We start from the raw sequence: 16,798 nt of genomic DNA, 5'->3' as shown, positions 1-16,798 counted from the left end.
CTAGCCAGGGCAGCAGGCCGGCGCAGGCTGCCAGCGACGCGAGTGAGGCAATGCGTCGCCAGGCAAAGACTGCTAGCCAGAGCAGGGTAGCAACCAGTGCGGCGGGCCATGAAAGCACCAAGAGCACCCCTGCTGCAGTGGCTACACCCTTGCCGCCCTGCAGGCGATGGAAGATCGGCAATATATGCCCGCACACCGCGGCCAGGCCAACCCAGCCCAAAGCTGCAGGACCTGGATTCCAGAGGCAGGCCAGCCAGACCGCCAGCGCGCCCTTGCCCAGATCGCCAAGCAGGGTCGCCAGCGCAAGGGACCGGCTCCCGCTGCGCAGCATGTTACTTGCGCCAGGATTGCCCGAGCCGAAGCTGCGTGGGTCAGGCAGCTTGCCGGTTTTGCTGAGTACTACTGCGAAGGATATCGACCCGAGCAAGTAAGCAGTGCACAGTAATAGTATGAATTCGATGGGCATGGCCTTCGCCGTGATCAAAACCCGATTGTAGTCGACAGTGGAGTGGTGTGTGGATCAGGTATTCATCAAGGGGCTGGCGGTAGAGGCCGTAATCGGCGTCTATGACTGGGAACGCACGATTCTCCAGCCGCTGGTGCTTGATCTCGAGATGGGCTGGGACATACGTGTCGCCGCTGCCGGGGATGACCTCGGTGCAACGCTGGACTACGCTGCGGTGAGTCAGCGGGTGCTTGATTTCGTGGCGGCAAGCCAGTTCTTGCTGGTGGAGGCGCTGGCCGAGCATGTGGCGGCGTTGATCATGCACGAGTTCTCGGTGCCCTGGTTGCGCCTGCGGGTGACCAAGCCCGGCGCCGTCAGTGAGGCATCGGGCGGAGTCGGCGTGTTGATCGAGCGGGGAGTAAAGCCGGCATGACAGCTATTTTTCTCGGTATCGGCAGCAATAGTGATCGCGATCAGCACTTGAATCGCGGCCTGGAGGCGCTGCAGCAATTGCTGGGGTCGCTGGATTTGTCGCCGGTGTTCGAAAGTGATGCAGTGGGTGTACTGGGTCGGCGTTTCTACAATATGGTTGTCGGCGCCGAGACCCATCTGTCACTGTCTGATCTGAATGCCGCGTTGAAGGCGATCGAAGCTGCCTGTGGTCGTCGTGACTCACCTTCGCCTGGCCGGATCACGCTGGATATCGATATTCTCAGTTTCGGAGATCTTACGGGAGTGCGCGCGGGCCAGACGTTGCCGCGTCCGGAAGTGGTGCGTAACGCATTCGTGCTCTGGCCGCTGGCGTTGCTGGCGCCCAATGCGGTGCTGCCGGGGAGTGATCAGAGCTATGCCGAGCTCTGGGACAGCTGGCAGGGCGATCAACAGTTGTGGCCGGTGCCCTTTGCGTGGCAGGGCCAGGCTCTGACCTCGGGGGCGCTGCTTGAGGCTGCGGCGTTGCGCTCCCGCGTCGGCGGCTGATCAAGCCCTTTCGGGGCGGGGCCGCCGCCCCCATCGGTTGTGGCATCGACTTTATTTAGCTGGCTGCCCATAGCACCCTGAAGTCAGCCACTGCCTTTTCCCGCTCGCGCTCCAGTCCTTTGCCCAGTTCGGCTCCTTCGAGCCCTTGTGCCAGCAGCGATTCGACACTGACGTTGCGGGCAGCCTGCGCGGCTGCGCGCAGGTAATCCACCGGGGGGTACGGTTTGTGCTCCAGTCCGTCGCCGCCGCGGAAATCGGCTTCGCATACCTTCAGGAAAAGCTCGAAGCGCTCCGGCCGTCGGTAGATGTCGAACGCCTTGAATATCTTTAACAGGGTGTCCGGGTCGAGCGCTGGAGGATACTGGCAGAGTCCATGGTATTCAGTAGAGAGTACGGCGAGTTCCTGGCAATCGCGTGGCACCTTGCAGCGCTGGCTGGCCTTTTTTGCCTCACCCTTGTCAGTATGAAGCAGCAGACATGCCCAGCGCGCACTCAACGGCAGGTCCTGGCGAGCAGCTACCTGCAATACAAGTAGCAGGTGGCTGCCCACATCCGCATAGTCGTGGTCCGGTACGACTGGGGCGTAGCCAAAGAGTTGGTCGACTTCGGGTAGCAGTACCGCCAGTGCGCCGCATTCGCGTAGCGTCAGAATGAATACGTGTGGGCTGGCTTCGAGTAATGCACGGCTGATTTCTTTCCAGCTACGCTCTGCGGTCAGATGTTCCAGTTCACCGGATTCGGTCAGTTTGCGCATCAACTCCAGGGTGTCGGGAGCAATCTGAAAGCCCAGGTGGGCGTAACGGGCGGCAAAACGGGCAACGCGTAGCACGCGCAGGGGATCTTCCGCGAAGGACGGCGAGACGTGTCGCAGCAGCCCCTTGTCCAGGTCCTCTTGGCCGCCGTAGGGGTCGATCAGATTCCCCTCATCATCCATGGCCATCGCATTGATGGTCAGGTCGCGACGTTCGAGGTCCTGCTCCAGGGTGACATCCGGACTGGTGTGGAAGGTAAAACCGCCGTAGCCCCTGCCGCTCTTGCGCTCGGTACGCGCGAGCGCGTATTCCTCACCACTTTGCGGGTGCAGGAAAACTGGAAAGTCCTGACCCACTGGCCTGAAGCCCTCCTGCTGCATGATTTCCGGTGTGGCGCCAACCACCACCCAGTCACGTTCATCGAAGGGATAACCGAGGAGTCGGTCGCGCACCGCACCGCCGACCAGATAGGTTTTATATGTTGATGACATCGGGCCTCGTGTCCTCGGCAACGGCAAGCAGGAAACCGCAAGCTTCAAGCTTCGAGCTGCAAGCTGCAAGCAAAACCCCTGGTTTCAAGTCAAAAACCAAATCATCGGCATCTCTCGAACAGCTACTGCTTGTTTTAGATAGGCGGAATGTTGAGATCGAAGCGCGGTAGCCGGTCGTCCATGCTGTCGCTCCGCGGCGGAACGTGTAATTCGTCTGCCAGCTCGTCATCCTCAAGGCTGTACAGATGGATGTCGAAACCCCATAGGCGGTGCAGGTGACGGAGCATTTCACCGGTAGTCTCGCCCAGAGGTTTGCCGTCGTGGCGCTGGTGGCGCAGGGTCAAGGACCGGTCGCCGCGGCGATCGACCGACCATACCTGGATATTCGGTTCGCGGTTACCCAGATTATATTGCGCTGCCAGATGCTGGCGCACCGCGCGGTAACCGCTGTCGTCGTGGATGGCGGCAATCTCCAGATGGTCGTCACGCTCGTCATCAATGATCGCGAACAGCTTGAGATCGCGAATCACCTTGGGCGAGAGAAACTGCAGGATGAAGCTCTCGTCCTTGAAGGTGCGCATGGCGAACTTGAGCGTTTCCAGCCAATCACTGCCGGCAATGTCGGGGAACCAGCGGCGGTCCTCTTCGGTCGGATTTTCGCAGATCCGCCGGATGTCAGTCATCATCGCGAAACCCAGCGTATAGGGATTGATGCCGCTGTACCACTGGCTATCGAAGGGCGGCTGATAGATCACACTGGTGTGCGATTGCAGAAACTCCATGATGAAACCTTCATTGACCTTGCCCTCGTCGTACATATGGTTGAGCAGGGTGTAATGCCAGAAGGTCGCCCAGCCCTCGTTCATCACCTGGGTCTGACGCTGCGGGTAGAAGTACTGCGCCACCTTGCGCACGATACGCACGATCTCGCGCTGCCATGGCTCCAGCAGTGGCGCATTCTTTTCAATGAAATACAGCAGGTTTTCCTGGGGCTCGCTCGGGTAGCGCGGTTCTTCCTGGTGACGCTGCTGCGCCTCGGGGGACACCGGTATGGTGCGCCACAGATCGTTGACCTGACGCTGCAGGTGCTCCTCGCGCTCCTGCTGGCGTTGGCGCTCTTCCTCGGCGGAAATGGGGTAGGGCCGCTTGTAGCGGTCGACGCCGTAGTTCATCAGGGCGTGGCAGGAATCGAGGATGTCTTCTACCGCATCAATGCCGTGGCGTTCTTCACACTCGTTGATGTAGTGCCGTGCAAAAACCAGATAGTCGATGATAGCGCTGGCGTCGGTCCAGCTGCGAAACAGGTAGTTGCCCTTGAAGAACGAGTTATGACCGTAGCAGGCGTGGGCGATGACCAGCGCCTGCATGGTCATGGTGTTTTCTTCCATCAGATAGGCGATGCACGGATCGGAATTGATCACGATCTCGTAGGCCAGGCCCATCTGGCCGCGCTTGTAGTTCTTTTCGGTATGCAGGAAATGCTTGCCGTAGGACCAGTGGTGATAGCCCAGGGGCATGCCGACCGAGGCATAAGCATCCATCATCTGCTCGGCGGTGATCACCTCGATCTGATTCGGATAGGTGTCCAGCCCGTATACCTCGCGAGCGATGCGGCCGATTTCCCGGTCGTACTCGCGGATCAGTTCGAAGGTCCATTCCGAGCCGGTGGAAATGAATTGCCGGGTCATGTGGCCATCCTTTTCTGAAAGAGTTTGCGGAACACCGGATAAATGTCATTGGCATCCACGATCTGCTGCTGGGCGAAGCTGTCGGAAAAATGCTCGGCGACCTGTTCGTATTCGTACCAGAGTGCCTGGTGCTCGCGCGGGGTAATCTCGACATAACAGTAATACTGCATGGATGGCATGATCTTGCGGATCAGCAGCTCGCGGCAGATCGGCGAGTCGTCATTCCAGTTGTCGCCGTCTGACGCCTGGGCGCAGTAGATATTCCACTCATTCGGCGCATAACGCTGCTCGACGATCTCCTGCATCAGACGAAGCGCGCTGGAGACAATGGTGCCGCCGGTCTCGCGTGAGTAGAAAAATTCCTCTTCGTCTACCTCCTTGGCGCTGGTGTGGTGGCGGATGAAGACCACCTCGATGCGTTCGTAGTTACGCTTTAAAAACAGGTACAACAGGATATAGAAGCGCTTGGCCAGATCCTTGGTGGCCTGGGTCATTGAGCCGGAGACGTCCATCAGGCAGAACATCACCGCCTTGGAGCTGGGGCTGGGCTGCTGGGAAATCAGGTTGTAGCGCAGATCGAACGTATCCAGGAACGGGATGCGATCAATGCGTTGGCGTAGCTGCTTGATCTCGTCTTCCAGCAGGCGCTTGTCAGAGTAATTATCCGGTTGGTCCTGTTTGAGTAGATCCAGTTCCAGGATTGCTTCGCGCAAACGTGACCGGCTCCCGCCGCTCAATGCGATACGCCGTGCGTGGGCCGACCGCATTGAGCGCACGATGTTGATCCGCGAGGGGTTGCCCTGGCTGCTGATGCCCGCCCGTACCGACTTGAAAGTATCGGTGCCGACCAGGTGACGCTTGACCAGATTGGGCAATGCCAGGTCCTCGAACATGAATTCGAGAAATTCTTCCTGGGTGATCTGGAACACAAACTCATCCATGCCCTCACCACTGTCGCCAGCCTGGCTGCCGCCGCCACCGCCTCCCCCTCCTTCCGGACGTGGAATGCGATCGCCGGTGCTGAAGTCCCGGTTGCCGGGGTGCACGCCGGTATTACGCCCACCGCGGCCATGATGAAAGATCGGTTCGTCGATATCGCGACCGGGAATACTGATCTGTTCGCCATGCTCAAGGTCGGTGATCGACCGCCGCCCAACCGCTTCCTCGACCGCTTTCTTGATATTGGTCTTGTAGCGGCGCAGGAACCGCTGACGGTTCACCGTGCTCTTGTTCTTGCCGTTCAGGCGTCGGTCAATCACATAGCTCATGGGCCTCTCCAGCTGCTGTTACTGCGCTTTGCGCACACGCAGGTACCATTCCGACAGCAGGCGCACCTGCTTCTCGGTATAGCCCCGCTCGACCATGCGGCTGACGAAGTCCCCGTGTTTCTTCTGGTCTTCCTTGGAGGCCTTGGCGTTGAAGCTGATGACCGGAAGCAAATCCTCTGTATTCGAGAACATCTTCTTTTCGATCACCATGCGCAGCTTCTCGTATGACAGCCATGAGGGGTTGCGGCCATTGTTCTGGGCGCGAGCGCGGAGCATGAAGTTGACGATCTCGTTGCGGAAGTCCTTGGGGTTGCTGATGCCGGCCGGCTTCTCGATTTTTTCCAGCTCTTCGTTGAGCGCAACGCGGTTGAGAATTTCGCCGGTATCGGGGTCGCGATACTCCTGGTCCTGAATCCAGAAGTCGGCATACATCACGTAGCGATCGAAGATGTTCTGCCCGTATTCGCTGTAGGACTCCAGATAAGCGGTCTGGATCTCCTTGCCGATGAAGTCTACATAGCGCGGAGCCAGGTATTCCTTGATGAACCGCAGATAGCGTTCGCTGGTTTCATTCGGGAATTGCTCCTGTTCAATCTGCTGCTCCAGAACATAGAGCAGGTGCACCGGGTTGGCTGCCACCTCGGTGTTGTCATAGTTGAATACGCGGGACAGAATCTTGAAAGCAAAGCGCGTCGAGAGCCCATTCATGCCTTCGTCCACGCCAGCATTGTCGCGATACTCCTGGATTGACTTGGCCTTGGGGTCGGTGTCCTTGAGATTCTCGCCGTCATAAACGCGCATCTTGGAGTAGACGTTGGAATTCTCCGGCTCCTTGAGTCGTGAGAGCACGGTGAACTGTGCGAGCATCTTCAGCGTGTCAGGCGCGCAGTGGGCATGGGCCAGCGAGCTGGTGGTCAGCAGCTTCTGGTAGATCTGGATCTCGTCACTGACGCGCAGGCAGTAGGGCACCTTGACGATATAGATCCGGTCGATGAACGCCTCGTTGTTCTTGTTGTTACGGAAGGTGTGCCATTCCGACTCGTTGGAGTGGGCGAGAATCACGCCGTTGAACGGGATCGCACCCAGCCCCTCGGTGCTGTTGTAATTGCCCTCCTGGGTCGCGGTCAGCAGCGGGTGCAGCACCTTGATCGGTGCCTTGAACATCTCGACGAATTCCATCAGGCCCTGGTTGGCGCGACATAGCGCGCCGGAATAGCTGTAGGCGTCTGGATCGTTCTGCGGAAACTCCTCGAGCTTGCGAATATCCACCTTGCCGACCAGCGCGGAGATGTCCTGGTTGTTCTCGTCACCCGGTTCGGTCTTGGCGATTGCCACCTGCTGCAGGATCGAGGGGTACAGCTTGACCACCCGGAACTGGCTGATGTCGCCGTTGAACTCGTGCAATCGTTTGACTGCCCAGGGTGACATGATGCTGTTCACGTAACGGCGCGGGATACCGTAATCCTCTTCCAGAATCGCGCCGTCCTCTTCGGGGCTGAACAGGCCGAGCGGAGACTCGAATACCGGGGAGCCCTTGATGGCGTAGAAGGGCACCTGTTGCATCAGCGCCTTGAGCTTTTCTGCCAGGGAGGACTTGCCGCCACCCACCGGGCCCAATAGGTAGAGGATCTGCTTACGCTCTTCCAGGCCCTGGGCGGCGTGACGGAAGAACGAAACGATATGCTCGATCGCGTCCTCCATGCCATGAAAGTCGGCAAACGCCGGATAGCGCTTGATGATCTTGTTGGAGAAGATGCGCGACAGACGCGGGTCGAGTGAGGTGTCGATCAATTCGGGCTCGCCAATCGCTTTCAGCAGTCGCTCCGACGCTGTGGCATAGGTCAGTGGGTCTGACTTGCACAGGTCGAGGTACTCCTGCAGGGAATATTCCTCCTGCCGGGTGGTTTCAAAGCGGTTCTGGAAATGGCTGAATATGCTCATGACTCGACCTCGCAAGTGCTCGAATGAGGTCTGTGGCTTCCGGACGGTAGCCAGCCTGACGGCCAGTAAAGGGCGACGGTTTAAAGTGATGCATGAATCCCCCAACACCAACGCAGCAGGCATGGTCGGGGAGTCTGTCGAATCGGCTAGCTGGCGAGGTGGTTGCCAGAAGTGATCCGGCAGGCTCCCGTTTTGGCGGAAGCCGGCAGACCGGCTTTCAGTTAATGATTGCCTTGGTCACAGAATAGTTGGTTTGTTCGGCACTGGCACCGACTTATTGGAAAAAATTTTAACGCCCACGAAATATCAGGCGTGTGGGGCAGGGCGGGCCGTTTTTTCCGGAAATTGCTGTCGCCAGAGCTCGTAGCCGCCGTCCAGGCTGAATACGCGGGCGAAGCCGAGTTCGGCAAAATAGGAGGCTGCTGGTTGGCTGGAGTTGCCGTGGTAACAGCAGACGATCAGCGGTTGCTCGCGGTCAGCTGCAGCAACAAAGTCCGGCAGGCTGCCATTGTCCAGGTGCTGGGCGCCGGTAATATGACCGCCAGCGAAGCTCTGCGGATCGCGGATGTCCACCACCGCGGCGCCCTGTTCCAGCAACTGCAGGGCCGGCTCAGGCCCGATACGTTCGAATTGGCTCATTGGTCAGTCTCCGCATTCGCACTGGTGGCGTTCACCGCTATCCAGATTCATCAGGGTCATGTGATTACCCCACACGCAGCCACTATCGAGGGCGTGCACACCGGCCGTATCGCTCTTGCCTTCCAGGGCAGCCCAGTGGCCGAAGACCACCTGAATGTCAGGCTCCTTGCGAGGGTAAGTGAACCACGGCGCGAACCCCGCGGGCGCTGTACCCTGGCCATCCTTGGATTTCATGTCCAGCGTGCCATCGGCCTTGCAGAAGCGCATCCGCGTCAGGTAATTGGTAATGCTGCGCAGACGCTCGATGCCCTTCAGCGAGTCCGACCAGCGGCTGGGCTGGTTGCCGTACATCTGCGCGAGAAAATCTTTGGCTTGATCCGAGCGCAGTACTGACTCGACCTCCGCCGCATGAACCAGCGCCTGGGCAACGGTCCAGACCGGCGGTATGCCGGCGTGGCTCATGAAGATTCCACGCGTGGCATCGAAGTGCGCCAGTGGGCGCTGGCGCAGGCTGTCGAGCAACAGGGCTCGGTCATCCGCCTTGAGAATTGAAAGCAGGGTGTCGGACTTGCGCAAACGGGTGGCGTCCTGAGCGGCCGCGAGCAGGTGCAGGTCATGATTGCCCAGCACGGCGACGCAGGATCCGCCCAGGCCGTCGAGGAAACGCAGAGTCCCGAGTGAGTCGGGCCCGCGATTGACCAGGTCGCCGACCGACCACAGGGTGTCGCGCGACGGGTTGAAATCAACTCTTTCAAGCAGGGTTTTCAGCGGTTCCAGGCAACCCTGGAGGTCGCCAACAGCGTACGTTGTCATCTACCAAACCTGTGTGCGCGGGTATTTTCAGTTCAGGGCTCAGTTCAGAGCGTTGGGCTTGGCCAGACGGAATAGCGCAATGGGTGCCTGGAAGCTGTGACCGTCGGTGGCGCGCATGCCGTAGCTGCCTTCCATTGTCCCGACGGGCGTTTCCAGCAGGCAACCGCTGGTGTAGGTATAGGTGGCGCCCGGCTCGATCAACGGCTGTTCGCCGATTACACCCGGGCCTTTGACCTCCTGCACCTTGCCGTTGCCATCAATGATTTTCCAGTGCCGGTCCAGCAGCTGTGCTGGAACCTCACCGCTGTTGCGGATATTGACAGTGTAGGCGAAAGCATAACGTCCGGCGTCAGGGTCCGACTGCTCGCGCAGGTAACGGGTGTCCACGGCGATTGCGATGGTGTAGACGGGGGAGTTGCTCATGCGCGGGTTTCCTCGGCGGCCTGGCGTGTCAGACGGTTGGCCAGCCGGACAAAGCCGGCCAGGTCTATCTGCTCGGGGCGCAGGGTCGGATCTAGACCCTCCGCGGCAATGCTGTCCTCGCTGAGCAAGGGCTTGAGCGTGTTGCGCAGGGTCTTGCGACGCTGGTTGAAGGCCTCGCGCACGACCAGTTCGAGCATCGCCGGATCATCCGCCGGATGCGGCAGTTGCGCATGTGGCGTCAGCCGGACGATCGCGGAGTCGACCTTGGGCGCCGGCTTGAACGCGCCGGGACCCACGTCGAACAGATGCTCTACGCGACAGTGGTACTGCACCATAATACCCAGGCGGCCGTAGTGGTTCATGCCGGCGCCTGCCGCCAGGCGCTGGACCACTTCTTTCTGCAGCATGAAGTGCATGTCGGCGATGTGGTCGGCCTGCTTGAGCAGGTGAAACATCAGGGGCGTGGAGATATTGTAGGGCAGGTTGCCGACCACGCGGAGCTTTTCGCCAGCCTGGGCCAGTTGGCTGAAGTCGAACTTCAGCGCGTCGCCTTTGTGCAGTTGGAATTGCGGGTTGGCGCCAAAGCGCGCCAGCAGCAGTGGATGCAGATCATTGTCGAGCTCAACTACATCCAGCTGTGCACCGCTTTCCAGCAAACCCTGGGTGATAGCGCCCTGTCCTGGCCCGATCTCGACCAGATGCTGCCCCTCGCGGGGCGCAACGGCACGGAGAATATTATTGATCACGCCCGGGTCGTGCAGGAAGTTCTGACCAAAGCGCTTGCGGGCGCGATGGGGAGCAAAATCGTTCATGCTGCCTCTCCCGCTTCAATCATCGCAATGGCGGTATCGAGGGCGACTTTCAGGCTGCCCGGATCGGCGTTGCCGCTGCCGGCAAGGTCCAGGGCGGTCCCGTGATCGACAGAGGTACGAATGATCGGCATGCCCAGCGTGATATTCACCGCCTGGCCAAAGCCCATGTGCTTGAGCACGGGCAGGCCCTGGTCGTGATACATCGCCAGTACCGCATCGGCGCCGGAAAGGTGTTTGGGAGTAAAGAGAGTATCTGCTGGCAAGGGGCCTTCCAGGTGCATGCCCTGAGCGCGTAAACGCTCCAGGACGGGAATGATCACGTCTATTTCTTCGCGGCCCATATGGCCGCCTTCCCCGGCGTGCGGGTTGAGCCCGCATACCAGTATCCGCGGTGCGGCAATGCCGAACTTGTTTTGCAGGTCGCTGTGCAGGATCTGTAGTACCCGTTCGAGCAAAGGCTGGTCGATGGCGTCGGCTACTGCGCGCAGCGGCAGGTGGGTAGTCGCGAGGGCTACCCGCAGGCCGGGGCAAGCGAGCATCATCACCACCTGCGCACTGCCGGTCTGCTCGGCAAAGAACTCGGTATGGCCGGAAAACGCAACGCCCGCATCGTTGATCACACCCTTGTGTACCGGAGCGGTGACCACAGCGGAAAACCGGCCCTCGAGGCACCCGCGTCCGGCCAGCTCCAAGGTTCGTAGCACATAGCCGGCATTGGCCGGATTGAGAATACCTGGGTGGCAGATTTCCGCCAGCTGCACTGGCATCACGCTGAGCTGTCCTGCTGCCTGTGGGCGGGGCAGCGCGAGCGGGTCGTAGGGTATGAGCTCGATATTCAGTCCCAGCATGTGTGCCCGGGTGCCCAGCAGGTCCGGATCGGCTATAACCACGCGCTCATGCACACAGGCTTGCATGGCCAGCATCAGACAAAGATCGGGTCCGATGCCGGCAGGTTCTCCCGGGGTCAGCGCGATAGCTCGACAGCTCACTAGATGAGTATCTCGACGTAGGCTTCGTCGCGGATTTCCATCAGCCAGGTCTGCAGCTCCGACTCGTAGCGGCGGTTCTGCAAAAGATTGACCGCCTGCTGCTTGCGCATCTCCTCGGTCATGTCGACGCTGCGCTTGCCTTCGACCTGAAGGATATGCCAGCCGAACTGCGATTCGAACGGACGCGAAACCCGACCGGGTTCGATGCTGGTCATCACCTCGCGGAACTCGGCCACCATGGTTTCGGGCATCACCCAGTCCAGTGAACCGCCATTGAGCGCCGAACCCGGGTCCTCGGAGAATCCGCGAGCCAGTGTGGCAAAGGATTCACCTGCCTGGATGCGCTCATACAACCGCTGAGACAGCTTCGCAGTTTCTTCAGGACTGCGGATTTCACTCGGCTTCACCAGGATGTGGCGAACGTTGTATTCCTCGACCAGCTGCTCGCTGGTGCCGCGTTTGTCCTGAACCTGCAGGATGTGAAAGCCCATTGGCGATCGGATCGGCGGCGTGACTTCACCGGTTTCCAGCGACGATATCGCGTCAGCAAACGGGCCCGGGATTTCGCTGGTCTTGCGCCAGCCCAGCTCACCACCTTCCATTGCAGTATCGCCGGTGGCGCGGCTGACAGCGAGAGTGCCGAAATCAGCGCCCTCGCGTAATTCCTGATAAATCTCGTTGGCCGTCTCGGCAATGCTAAGTACTTCCTGCTGACCTGCGCCTTCGGGCACCTGCAGCACGATCATTGCCAGGCGGTATTCCGGAGCGGTCTGCATTCGGCCAGCTTCGGAGTTGAGGAAATTGCGCACTTCCTGATCGCTGATCTGAATGCGTTCGGCCACCCGGCGCTGGCGCACACGGTTGATGATCATCTCGCGGCGGATCTGGTCTCGCGCCTGGTCGTAGCTGATACCATCTCGCGCCAATGCGGCGCGAAATTCCTCAAGGCTGACGCCGTTACGCTCGGCCAGTTGCTGCATGGTCTGATTGAGGCTGGCGTCATCAATGCGGATGCCTGCACGCTCGCCCATCTGCAGCTGGATGCTTTCCAGTACCAGACGATCGATAACCTGCTTGCGCAGTATCTCTTCCGGCGGTAACTGGGAGCCCTGCTCCTGAAGCTGGTCGCGAACGGCGGCCATACGTTCGGTCACCTGACTGGCCATCACCACGTCATTGTCGACGATCGCAGCCACGCGATCGAGGGGTACCACCTGAGCGTGGGCGCCGCCAAGTACGAGGCTGGCGCACAGGCCCACAATTGCTGAATGTAGCTTAGAAACCATTGTTATCACGCTCTCTGTAACCAGGTATGCCTTCATCGAGAAGACTTTCAACACGGTTGCCTGTGACGCTGCCCAGACCCTTGAGCACGATCTGCAGGAATATGCCGGTATTACCGGTGTCATTGGCAACGGACTCGCGTTCGTTGTAATCGAGCCAGTAGCGGTTGATGAATCGCAGCTTCCAGCAACAGCTGTCGTATTCAAGACCACCAAAGGCCTCCAGGGTTCTGTCGCCGGCGAAGTCGTGCTGCCAGCGGCCGATCACACTCCATTGCGGGTGCAGTGGCCACATAAATGACAGGTCGGACTGATCGACTCGCTGGTCCCTATCGCTCAGGAAGTTACCGGTGAGGGAGTCAAAGGTATTGATTCGATTGCGGTAACGGTAACCGGCGTTGAATATCTTGCCGGCTCCGGGCTGATAGTTCGCGATCAGGCTGCCTGCGCCATTGCTGCTGTTGTTCGGATCCCAGAGTACGTTGCCGCGTACGCGCCAGGCCTGGTTGATGCGATACATCGCCTCCGCGGCGTAGGCGGACGAAGATTCGGTCTCGTCCTGCGCTGACTTGCCCTGATTGTCGAGTAGTTGAACACGACGGTCGGCGAAATAAAAGACCTGGCCCAGGCTTGCCCTAGCGCGTTCCAGGCCGTTGGTTTCCAGCGCACGGCTGGTGACACCGATGGCCAGCTGATTTGCATCGCCGGTACGGTCATTGCCACTGAAGCGATCATCCCGGAACAGCGAGTTGTAGCTGAAGGTGTTTTCGTTGGTATCGAACAGCGGCTGATCGCTCTGGTCCTTGTGCGGTGCGTACAGGTAGAACGCCCGCGGCTCGAGTGTCTGGCGCAGACTGTTGCCGAACCAGCTGGTATCGCGGTCGAAATATAGGCCCGCATCCAGGCTGGCAACCGGAATGGTACTGGACGGGTTGGTATCGGCGGCGGCGTAGTCGAACGGATCGGCTGTCCGGGCATCGAAATCCAGGTCGTAATACACCGACTGGATACGGGCGCCAGGAGTAACAAAGGCCCAGCTATTGCGCCAGGGATAGCTTACAGCGGGGCTGACGCTGATCCGATGTCCTGTCGCGCGCTGCAGACCCACCAGATTCTCGTCCGGCTCGGCAAAGATCAGGCCGTCCTCGCCAGTGATGGTGCCGCTTTCCAGATCACGATCGAAGTAACTGTATTCGGCGCGATAGTCGACCTTGAAGCCGGAGCCGGCCAGGTAACTGCTGCCGGTTAGCTGCAGTTGGGGCAGCCGCTGGTAGGGCGTGAGCGACGCAATGGTGGCCAGCTCATAGGCATGCAGTGTGCCGCGCAGGCTCCAGCTGTCGCCTCGGTAGGTAACAGCCGCGCGCTGATTGACATAGGTGCCGCTGCGGGTATCCAGCGAGCTGTTCAGGTCCTGAAAGTAGTACGGGTCGCTTATATTGGTGTAGTCGACTTCGGTTACGATCCGGCTGGCCAGGCCGCCCTGGTGATCGATACCGTAGAGCCATCGGTTCTCATCGTATTCGCGGTCGTCCAGGAAGCTGGCACTGAGCACGGTCAACTGGTCGGGGCGCATGTAGCGGAAGTCGCCTTCCATCTGCAGGCCACGGCGTGACATCAGCCGCGGATACAGCGTGGCGTCGTAATTCGGCGCCAGATTGAAATAGTAGGGTGTGACCAGCTCCGTGCCGTTATCGGTGGAATTGCTGACGCTGGGAGCCAGCAGGCCGGTCTGCCTGCGATCATCCAGTGGGAAATACAGGTAGGGGGTATAGAAAACCGGCACATCCTTGACCCGCAGGGTCACATGCCTAGCTTCACCCCAGCCCTTCTCCCGGTCCAGCTCGATGTCATCGCTGTGCAGAGCCCAGGTATTCTCGCCTGGCTCGCAAGTGGTGTAGGTGCCGTCAGTGAGCACAATGACCGCGTCGTCGCGGCGCATCAGTTTGGTTGCTGTGCCGCGGGCATGGGCGTCATGCACGACGTAACTGACCTGTTCAATCCGGGCTTCGCCGCTATCGATTTGCATGCTGGCGCTTTGGCCGGTGACGAGCACGCCCTGGTCACGCAGGCGCACGTCGCCGTCAAGCAATATCTGGTTGTTGGGCTGGTCGAAACTGGCGACGTTGGATTGGGCTTGCAGGCGGCCCTGGCTGAGCAATACGTCCCCTTCTAGCGTGCCGGTCTGGCTGCCCTGCTCGAAGCGGCTGGTGTCGGCGGTGGCATAAATTGGCAGTTGGTCGAACGGGGTTGCATCGTCGCGCCCTTCGCGTGCGGGCTCTACGTAGGTGCCCCCACAATAGGGGGCGATCTGCGCGCGCTGCTCTTCGCTGAGCTGCTCGCGCGGTACCCAGTCCATTTCGTTCGCTGGAAATGAGGGCGAGCGCATCTGTGCTGCAGGGGCGCTTTGTGTGACTGATTCTTCGCGGCGTTCGGGCTGGGGTTCAGCCTGCGGTGCAGGTGCTAACGCCGCAGGCCTCGCTGGACGCGGTGGCAGATTGGCCGGTGCCGCTACAGGCTCGCAGCTCCAGCCCGCTCCATCGGCGCTGGGGCGACAATCTACCTGGGTGTCTGCCAGACTGGACAAGGGCTGGACGACCAGCAGGCCACTGACCAGCAATAGCGGGAAAGCGGGACGAAACGGAGGAGTTCGGTTGGCCATATTGTAGTTATCCGGGCTTCCAGTCGGTTGTAGCGCGCGACGGCTTGTGCGTGGTGAATGCAATATGCATGCTGCGTGTAGCCAGCAAGATGAGGGATAATAAAGCATTGTATGACGCCAGAGCCAGCGTCGGTCGGCACAGGATGGAATGATGGATTCAAGATGGGTGTTGCTAGAGGCCTGGTTGCCTCCGGTATTGGGTCAGGCATATCAGTCGCAGGGCTGGGGTGAGGTGGGTGAAGGGACGCTGCAGCCAGCGAGTGCCGATGCCAGTTTTCGCAGGTATTTCCGCTGGCAGGATGGCGAACGCAGCCTGATCGTGATGGATGCGCCGCCGCAGCAGGAAGACTCCCGCCCGTTCGTTCAGGTGGCTGAGCTGCTTGCCGAGGCAGGGGTGCGCACGCCGAAAATCTTTGCCAGCGATCTGGACCAGGGCTTTCTGTTGCTTGAAGACATGGGTACAAGCACCTATCTGCAGACGATTCAGGCCGGGATCGAGGAAGCAGAACTGGATCGCATGTACGACGCGGCGATAAACAGCCTGGTGCGCTGGCAAGCCGGCAGCCGTCCCGGTGTTCTTCCCGAATATGACGAGGCAGTCCTGCGCCGGGAGTTGCAGTTGTTTCCGGACTGGTACGTCGCCCGGGAAAAGGGCCGCGAGTTGACCTCCGGCGAGCTTGCAGACTGGAATGCCCTCTGCGGGTTGCTGCTTGACAGTATCCTGGCTGAAAACAGAGTGTTCGTGCACCGCGATTACATGCCACGCAACCTGATGACCGCGCCGGGCGATCCCGGTGTACTGGATTTCCAGGATGCGCTTTATGGCCCAGTCAGCTACGACGTGACATCCCTGTTTGCCGACGCTTTTTTCAGTCTGCCGCTGGCGCGTCGTGAAGCCTGGCTGGAAACCTACTGGCAGCGGGCGTGGGATGCGGGTATAGGTGTGCCGGACGCCTTCGAGACATTTCTCGATCAATCACGGCTGATGGGCGTGCAGCGACACCTCAAGGTGCTGGGCATCTTCGCCCGGATTTGTCACCGCGATGGCAAACCGCATTATCTTGCCGACGCGCCACGTTTCGTTACCTATCTGCATGAGGCGTGCGAGCGTGATGTGCGGCTGGCTCCGCTGCAGCGGTTACTCGACAGCCTGGAGCTGGCGCCGTGAAGGCAATGATCCTGGCAGCAGGCAAAGGCGAGCGCATGCGGCCATTGACGCTGCATACGCCGAAACCGTTGATCCAGGTCGCCGGCAAGCCACTTATTCACTGGCATCTGCAGGCGCTGATCCGGGCCGGGCTGACCGACCTGGTGATCAATCATGCCTGGCTGGGCGAGAAGTTGGTGGCTGCGCTGGGTGACGGTGGTGCATTGGGTGCCTGTATACAATGGTCGGCCGAGGACGAGCCGCTGGAAACCGGAGGAGGCATCCAGCGTGCGCTGCCACTGCTCGGCACCGAACCTTTCGTTCTGGTGAATGGTGACATCTGGACCGATTTCGATTTCGCCCGCCTGGATCTGCCGGCCGGCAAGCTTGCGCATCTGGTACTGGTGGACAATCCGGCCCACAAGCAGATCGGCGATTTCAGCCTGCATGATGGCCATGTCGTCAATCCG

The 16,798-nt window shown here is 60.0% G+C and carries 16 protein-coding genes; 4 read left to right on the top strand and 12 right to left on the bottom strand.

Translation table 11 applies throughout. The features are described 5' to 3' along the window. Window positions 1-466: glycerol-3-phosphate acyltransferase (locus tag ABYA88_RS12165; protein WP_373187593.1), on the bottom strand; the 466-nt coding region annotated here is incomplete at its 3' end. Between the two features lie 49 nt (window positions 467-515). Between ABYA88_RS12165 and folB the strand changes: the two genes are divergently transcribed. Together folB and folK are read left to right on the top strand one after the other, a co-directional pair. Then, window positions 516-878 carry a dihydroneopterin aldolase gene (folB, locus tag ABYA88_RS12160; RefSeq protein WP_373187592.1) on the top strand — a complete coding sequence of 121 codons (363 nt, stop codon included), beginning with the start codon at window positions 516-518 and terminating at the stop codon, window positions 876-878. After that, window positions 875-1,423, top strand: coding sequence for a 2-amino-4-hydroxy-6-hydroxymethyldihydropteridine diphosphokinase (gene folK, locus ABYA88_RS12155; RefSeq protein WP_373187591.1), 549 nt, complete (start codon window positions 875-877; stop codon window positions 1,421-1,423). Before folB ends, folK begins: the two co-directional genes overlap by 4 nt. 55 nt (window positions 1,424-1,478) lie before the next feature. Here the strand turns inward: folK and ABYA88_RS12150 are convergent, their stop codons facing one another. The 11 genes from ABYA88_RS12150 to ABYA88_RS12100 all read right to left on the bottom strand — a co-directional run bounded on the left by ABYA88_RS12150 (window position 1,479) and on the right by ABYA88_RS12100 (window position 15,181). Beyond that, window positions 1,479-2,666: a multifunctional CCA addition/repair protein gene (locus tag ABYA88_RS12150; RefSeq protein WP_373187590.1), complete on the bottom strand. Its 1,188-nt coding sequence runs from the start codon at window positions 2,664-2,666 to the stop codon at window positions 1,479-1,481. Between the two features lie 134 nt (window positions 2,667-2,800). Further along, the gene (locus ABYA88_RS12145) at window positions 2,801-4,354 is read right to left on the bottom strand and encodes a SpoVR family protein (protein ID WP_373187588.1); all 1,554 of its coding nucleotides are present in this window, start codon (window positions 4,352-4,354) and stop codon (window positions 2,801-2,803) included. Further along, a complete protein-coding gene (locus ABYA88_RS12140) occupies window positions 4,351-5,622 on the bottom strand; it encodes a YeaH/YhbH family protein (RefSeq protein WP_373187587.1) in 1,272 nt (423 codons plus the stop codon). Before ABYA88_RS12140 ends, ABYA88_RS12145 begins: the two co-directional genes overlap by 4 nt. Before the next feature lie 18 nt (window positions 5,623-5,640). Continuing rightward, complete coding sequence (locus ABYA88_RS12135) at window positions 5,641-7,563, bottom strand: PrkA family serine protein kinase (protein ID WP_373187586.1); 1,923 nt, start codon at window positions 7,561-7,563, stop codon at window positions 5,641-5,643. A 306-nt stretch (window positions 7,564-7,869) separates the two neighbouring features. Next, window positions 7,870-8,202 carry a thiosulfate sulfurtransferase GlpE gene (glpE, locus tag ABYA88_RS12130; protein ID WP_373187584.1) on the bottom strand — a complete coding sequence of 111 codons (333 nt, stop codon included), beginning with the start codon at window positions 8,200-8,202 and terminating at the stop codon, window positions 7,870-7,872. 3 nt (window positions 8,203-8,205) lie between these two features. Next, on the bottom strand, window positions 8,206-9,015 hold the full coding sequence (locus tag ABYA88_RS12125; protein ID WP_373187583.1) for a symmetrical bis(5'-nucleosyl)-tetraphosphatase: 810 nt from the start codon (window positions 9,013-9,015) through the stop codon (window positions 8,206-8,208). Window positions 9,016-9,054: 39 nt separating this feature from the next. Further along, window positions 9,055-9,438, bottom strand: coding sequence for a Co2+/Mg2+ efflux protein ApaG (apaG, locus tag ABYA88_RS12120; protein ID WP_373187582.1), 384 nt, complete (start codon window positions 9,436-9,438; stop codon window positions 9,055-9,057). After that, the gene (rsmA, locus tag ABYA88_RS12115) at window positions 9,435-10,250 is read right to left on the bottom strand and encodes a 16S rRNA (adenine(1518)-N(6)/adenine(1519)-N(6))-dimethyltransferase RsmA (RefSeq protein ID WP_373187580.1); all 816 of its coding nucleotides are present in this window, start codon (window positions 10,248-10,250) and stop codon (window positions 9,435-9,437) included. Before rsmA ends, apaG begins: the two co-directional genes overlap by 4 nt. Beyond that, window positions 10,247-11,239 (bottom strand): 4-hydroxythreonine-4-phosphate dehydrogenase PdxA, encoded by a 993-nt coding sequence (pdxA, locus tag ABYA88_RS12110; protein ID WP_373187579.1) that lies wholly within the window; start codon window positions 11,237-11,239, stop codon window positions 10,247-10,249. The genes rsmA and pdxA overlap by 4 nt, the downstream gene beginning before the upstream one ends. Then, window positions 11,239-12,525 carry a peptidylprolyl isomerase gene (locus ABYA88_RS12105; protein ID WP_373187578.1) on the bottom strand — a complete coding sequence of 429 codons (1,287 nt, stop codon included), beginning with the start codon at window positions 12,523-12,525 and terminating at the stop codon, window positions 11,239-11,241. The genes pdxA and ABYA88_RS12105 overlap by 1 nt, the downstream gene beginning before the upstream one ends. Continuing rightward, window positions 12,515-15,181: an LPS-assembly protein LptD gene (locus ABYA88_RS12100; protein WP_373187576.1), complete on the bottom strand. Its 2,667-nt coding sequence runs from the start codon at window positions 15,179-15,181 to the stop codon at window positions 12,515-12,517. Before ABYA88_RS12100 ends, ABYA88_RS12105 begins: the two co-directional genes overlap by 11 nt. A gap of 151 nt (window positions 15,182-15,332) precedes the next feature. Between ABYA88_RS12100 and ABYA88_RS12095 the strand changes: the two genes are divergently transcribed. Next, on the top strand, window positions 15,333-16,349 hold the full coding sequence (locus ABYA88_RS12095; protein ID WP_373187575.1) for an aminoglycoside phosphotransferase family protein: 1,017 nt from the start codon (window positions 15,333-15,335) through the stop codon (window positions 16,347-16,349). Further along, window positions 16,346-16,798, top strand: a 453-nt coding sequence (locus tag ABYA88_RS12090; RefSeq protein ID WP_373187573.1) for an NDP-sugar synthase, incomplete at its 3' end; no start/stop codon positions are given. The genes ABYA88_RS12095 and ABYA88_RS12090, both read left to right, overlap by 4 nt.

Source organism: Halopseudomonas sp. (assembly GCF_041579695.1).
GTDB lineage: Bacteria > Pseudomonadota > Gammaproteobacteria > Pseudomonadales > Pseudomonadaceae > Halopseudomonas.
The sequence above is the reverse complement of the archived record's forward strand: the minus strand, read 5'-3'. Positions and strand labels throughout refer to the sequence as shown.

What these genes read in the sequence shown, in the direction of transcription:
- folK (WP_373187591.1), top strand. Translation starts at nt 875, where the DNA reads ATGACAGCTATTTTTCTCGGTATCGGCAGCAATAGTGATCGCGATCAG.
- ABYA88_RS12150 (WP_373187590.1), bottom strand. Translation starts at nt 2,666, where the DNA reads ATGTCATCAACATATAAAACCTATCTGGTCGGCGGTGCGGTGCGCGAC.
- ABYA88_RS12145 (WP_373187588.1), bottom strand. Translation starts at nt 4,354, where the DNA reads ATGACCCGGCAATTCATTTCCACCGGCTCGGAATGGACCTTCGAACTG.
- ABYA88_RS12140 (WP_373187587.1), bottom strand. Translation starts at nt 5,622, where the DNA reads ATGAGCTATGTGATTGACCGACGCCTGAACGGCAAGAACAAGAGCACG.
- ABYA88_RS12135 (WP_373187586.1), bottom strand. Translation starts at nt 7,563, where the DNA reads ATGAGCATATTCAGCCATTTCCAGAACCGCTTTGAAACCACCCGGCAG.
- glpE (WP_373187584.1), bottom strand. Translation starts at nt 8,202, where the DNA reads ATGAGCCAATTCGAACGTATCGGGCCTGAGCCGGCCCTGCAGTTGCTG.
- ABYA88_RS12125 (WP_373187583.1), bottom strand. Translation starts at nt 9,015, where the DNA reads ATGACAACGTACGCTGTTGGCGACCTCCAGGGTTGCCTGGAACCGCTG.
- apaG (WP_373187582.1), bottom strand. Translation starts at nt 9,438, where the DNA reads ATGAGCAACTCCCCCGTCTACACCATCGCAATCGCCGTGGACACCCGT.
- rsmA (WP_373187580.1), bottom strand. Translation starts at nt 10,250, where the DNA reads ATGAACGATTTTGCTCCCCATCGCGCCCGCAAGCGCTTTGGTCAGAAC.
- ABYA88_RS12105 (WP_373187578.1), bottom strand. Translation starts at nt 12,525, where the DNA reads ATGGTTTCTAAGCTACATTCAGCAATTGTGGGCCTGTGCGCCAGCCTC.
- ABYA88_RS12100 (WP_373187576.1), bottom strand. Translation starts at nt 15,181, where the DNA reads ATGGCCAACCGAACTCCTCCGTTTCGTCCCGCTTTCCCGCTATTGCTG.
- ABYA88_RS12095 (WP_373187575.1), top strand. Translation starts at nt 15,333, where the DNA reads ATGGATTCAAGATGGGTGTTGCTAGAGGCCTGGTTGCCTCCGGTATTG.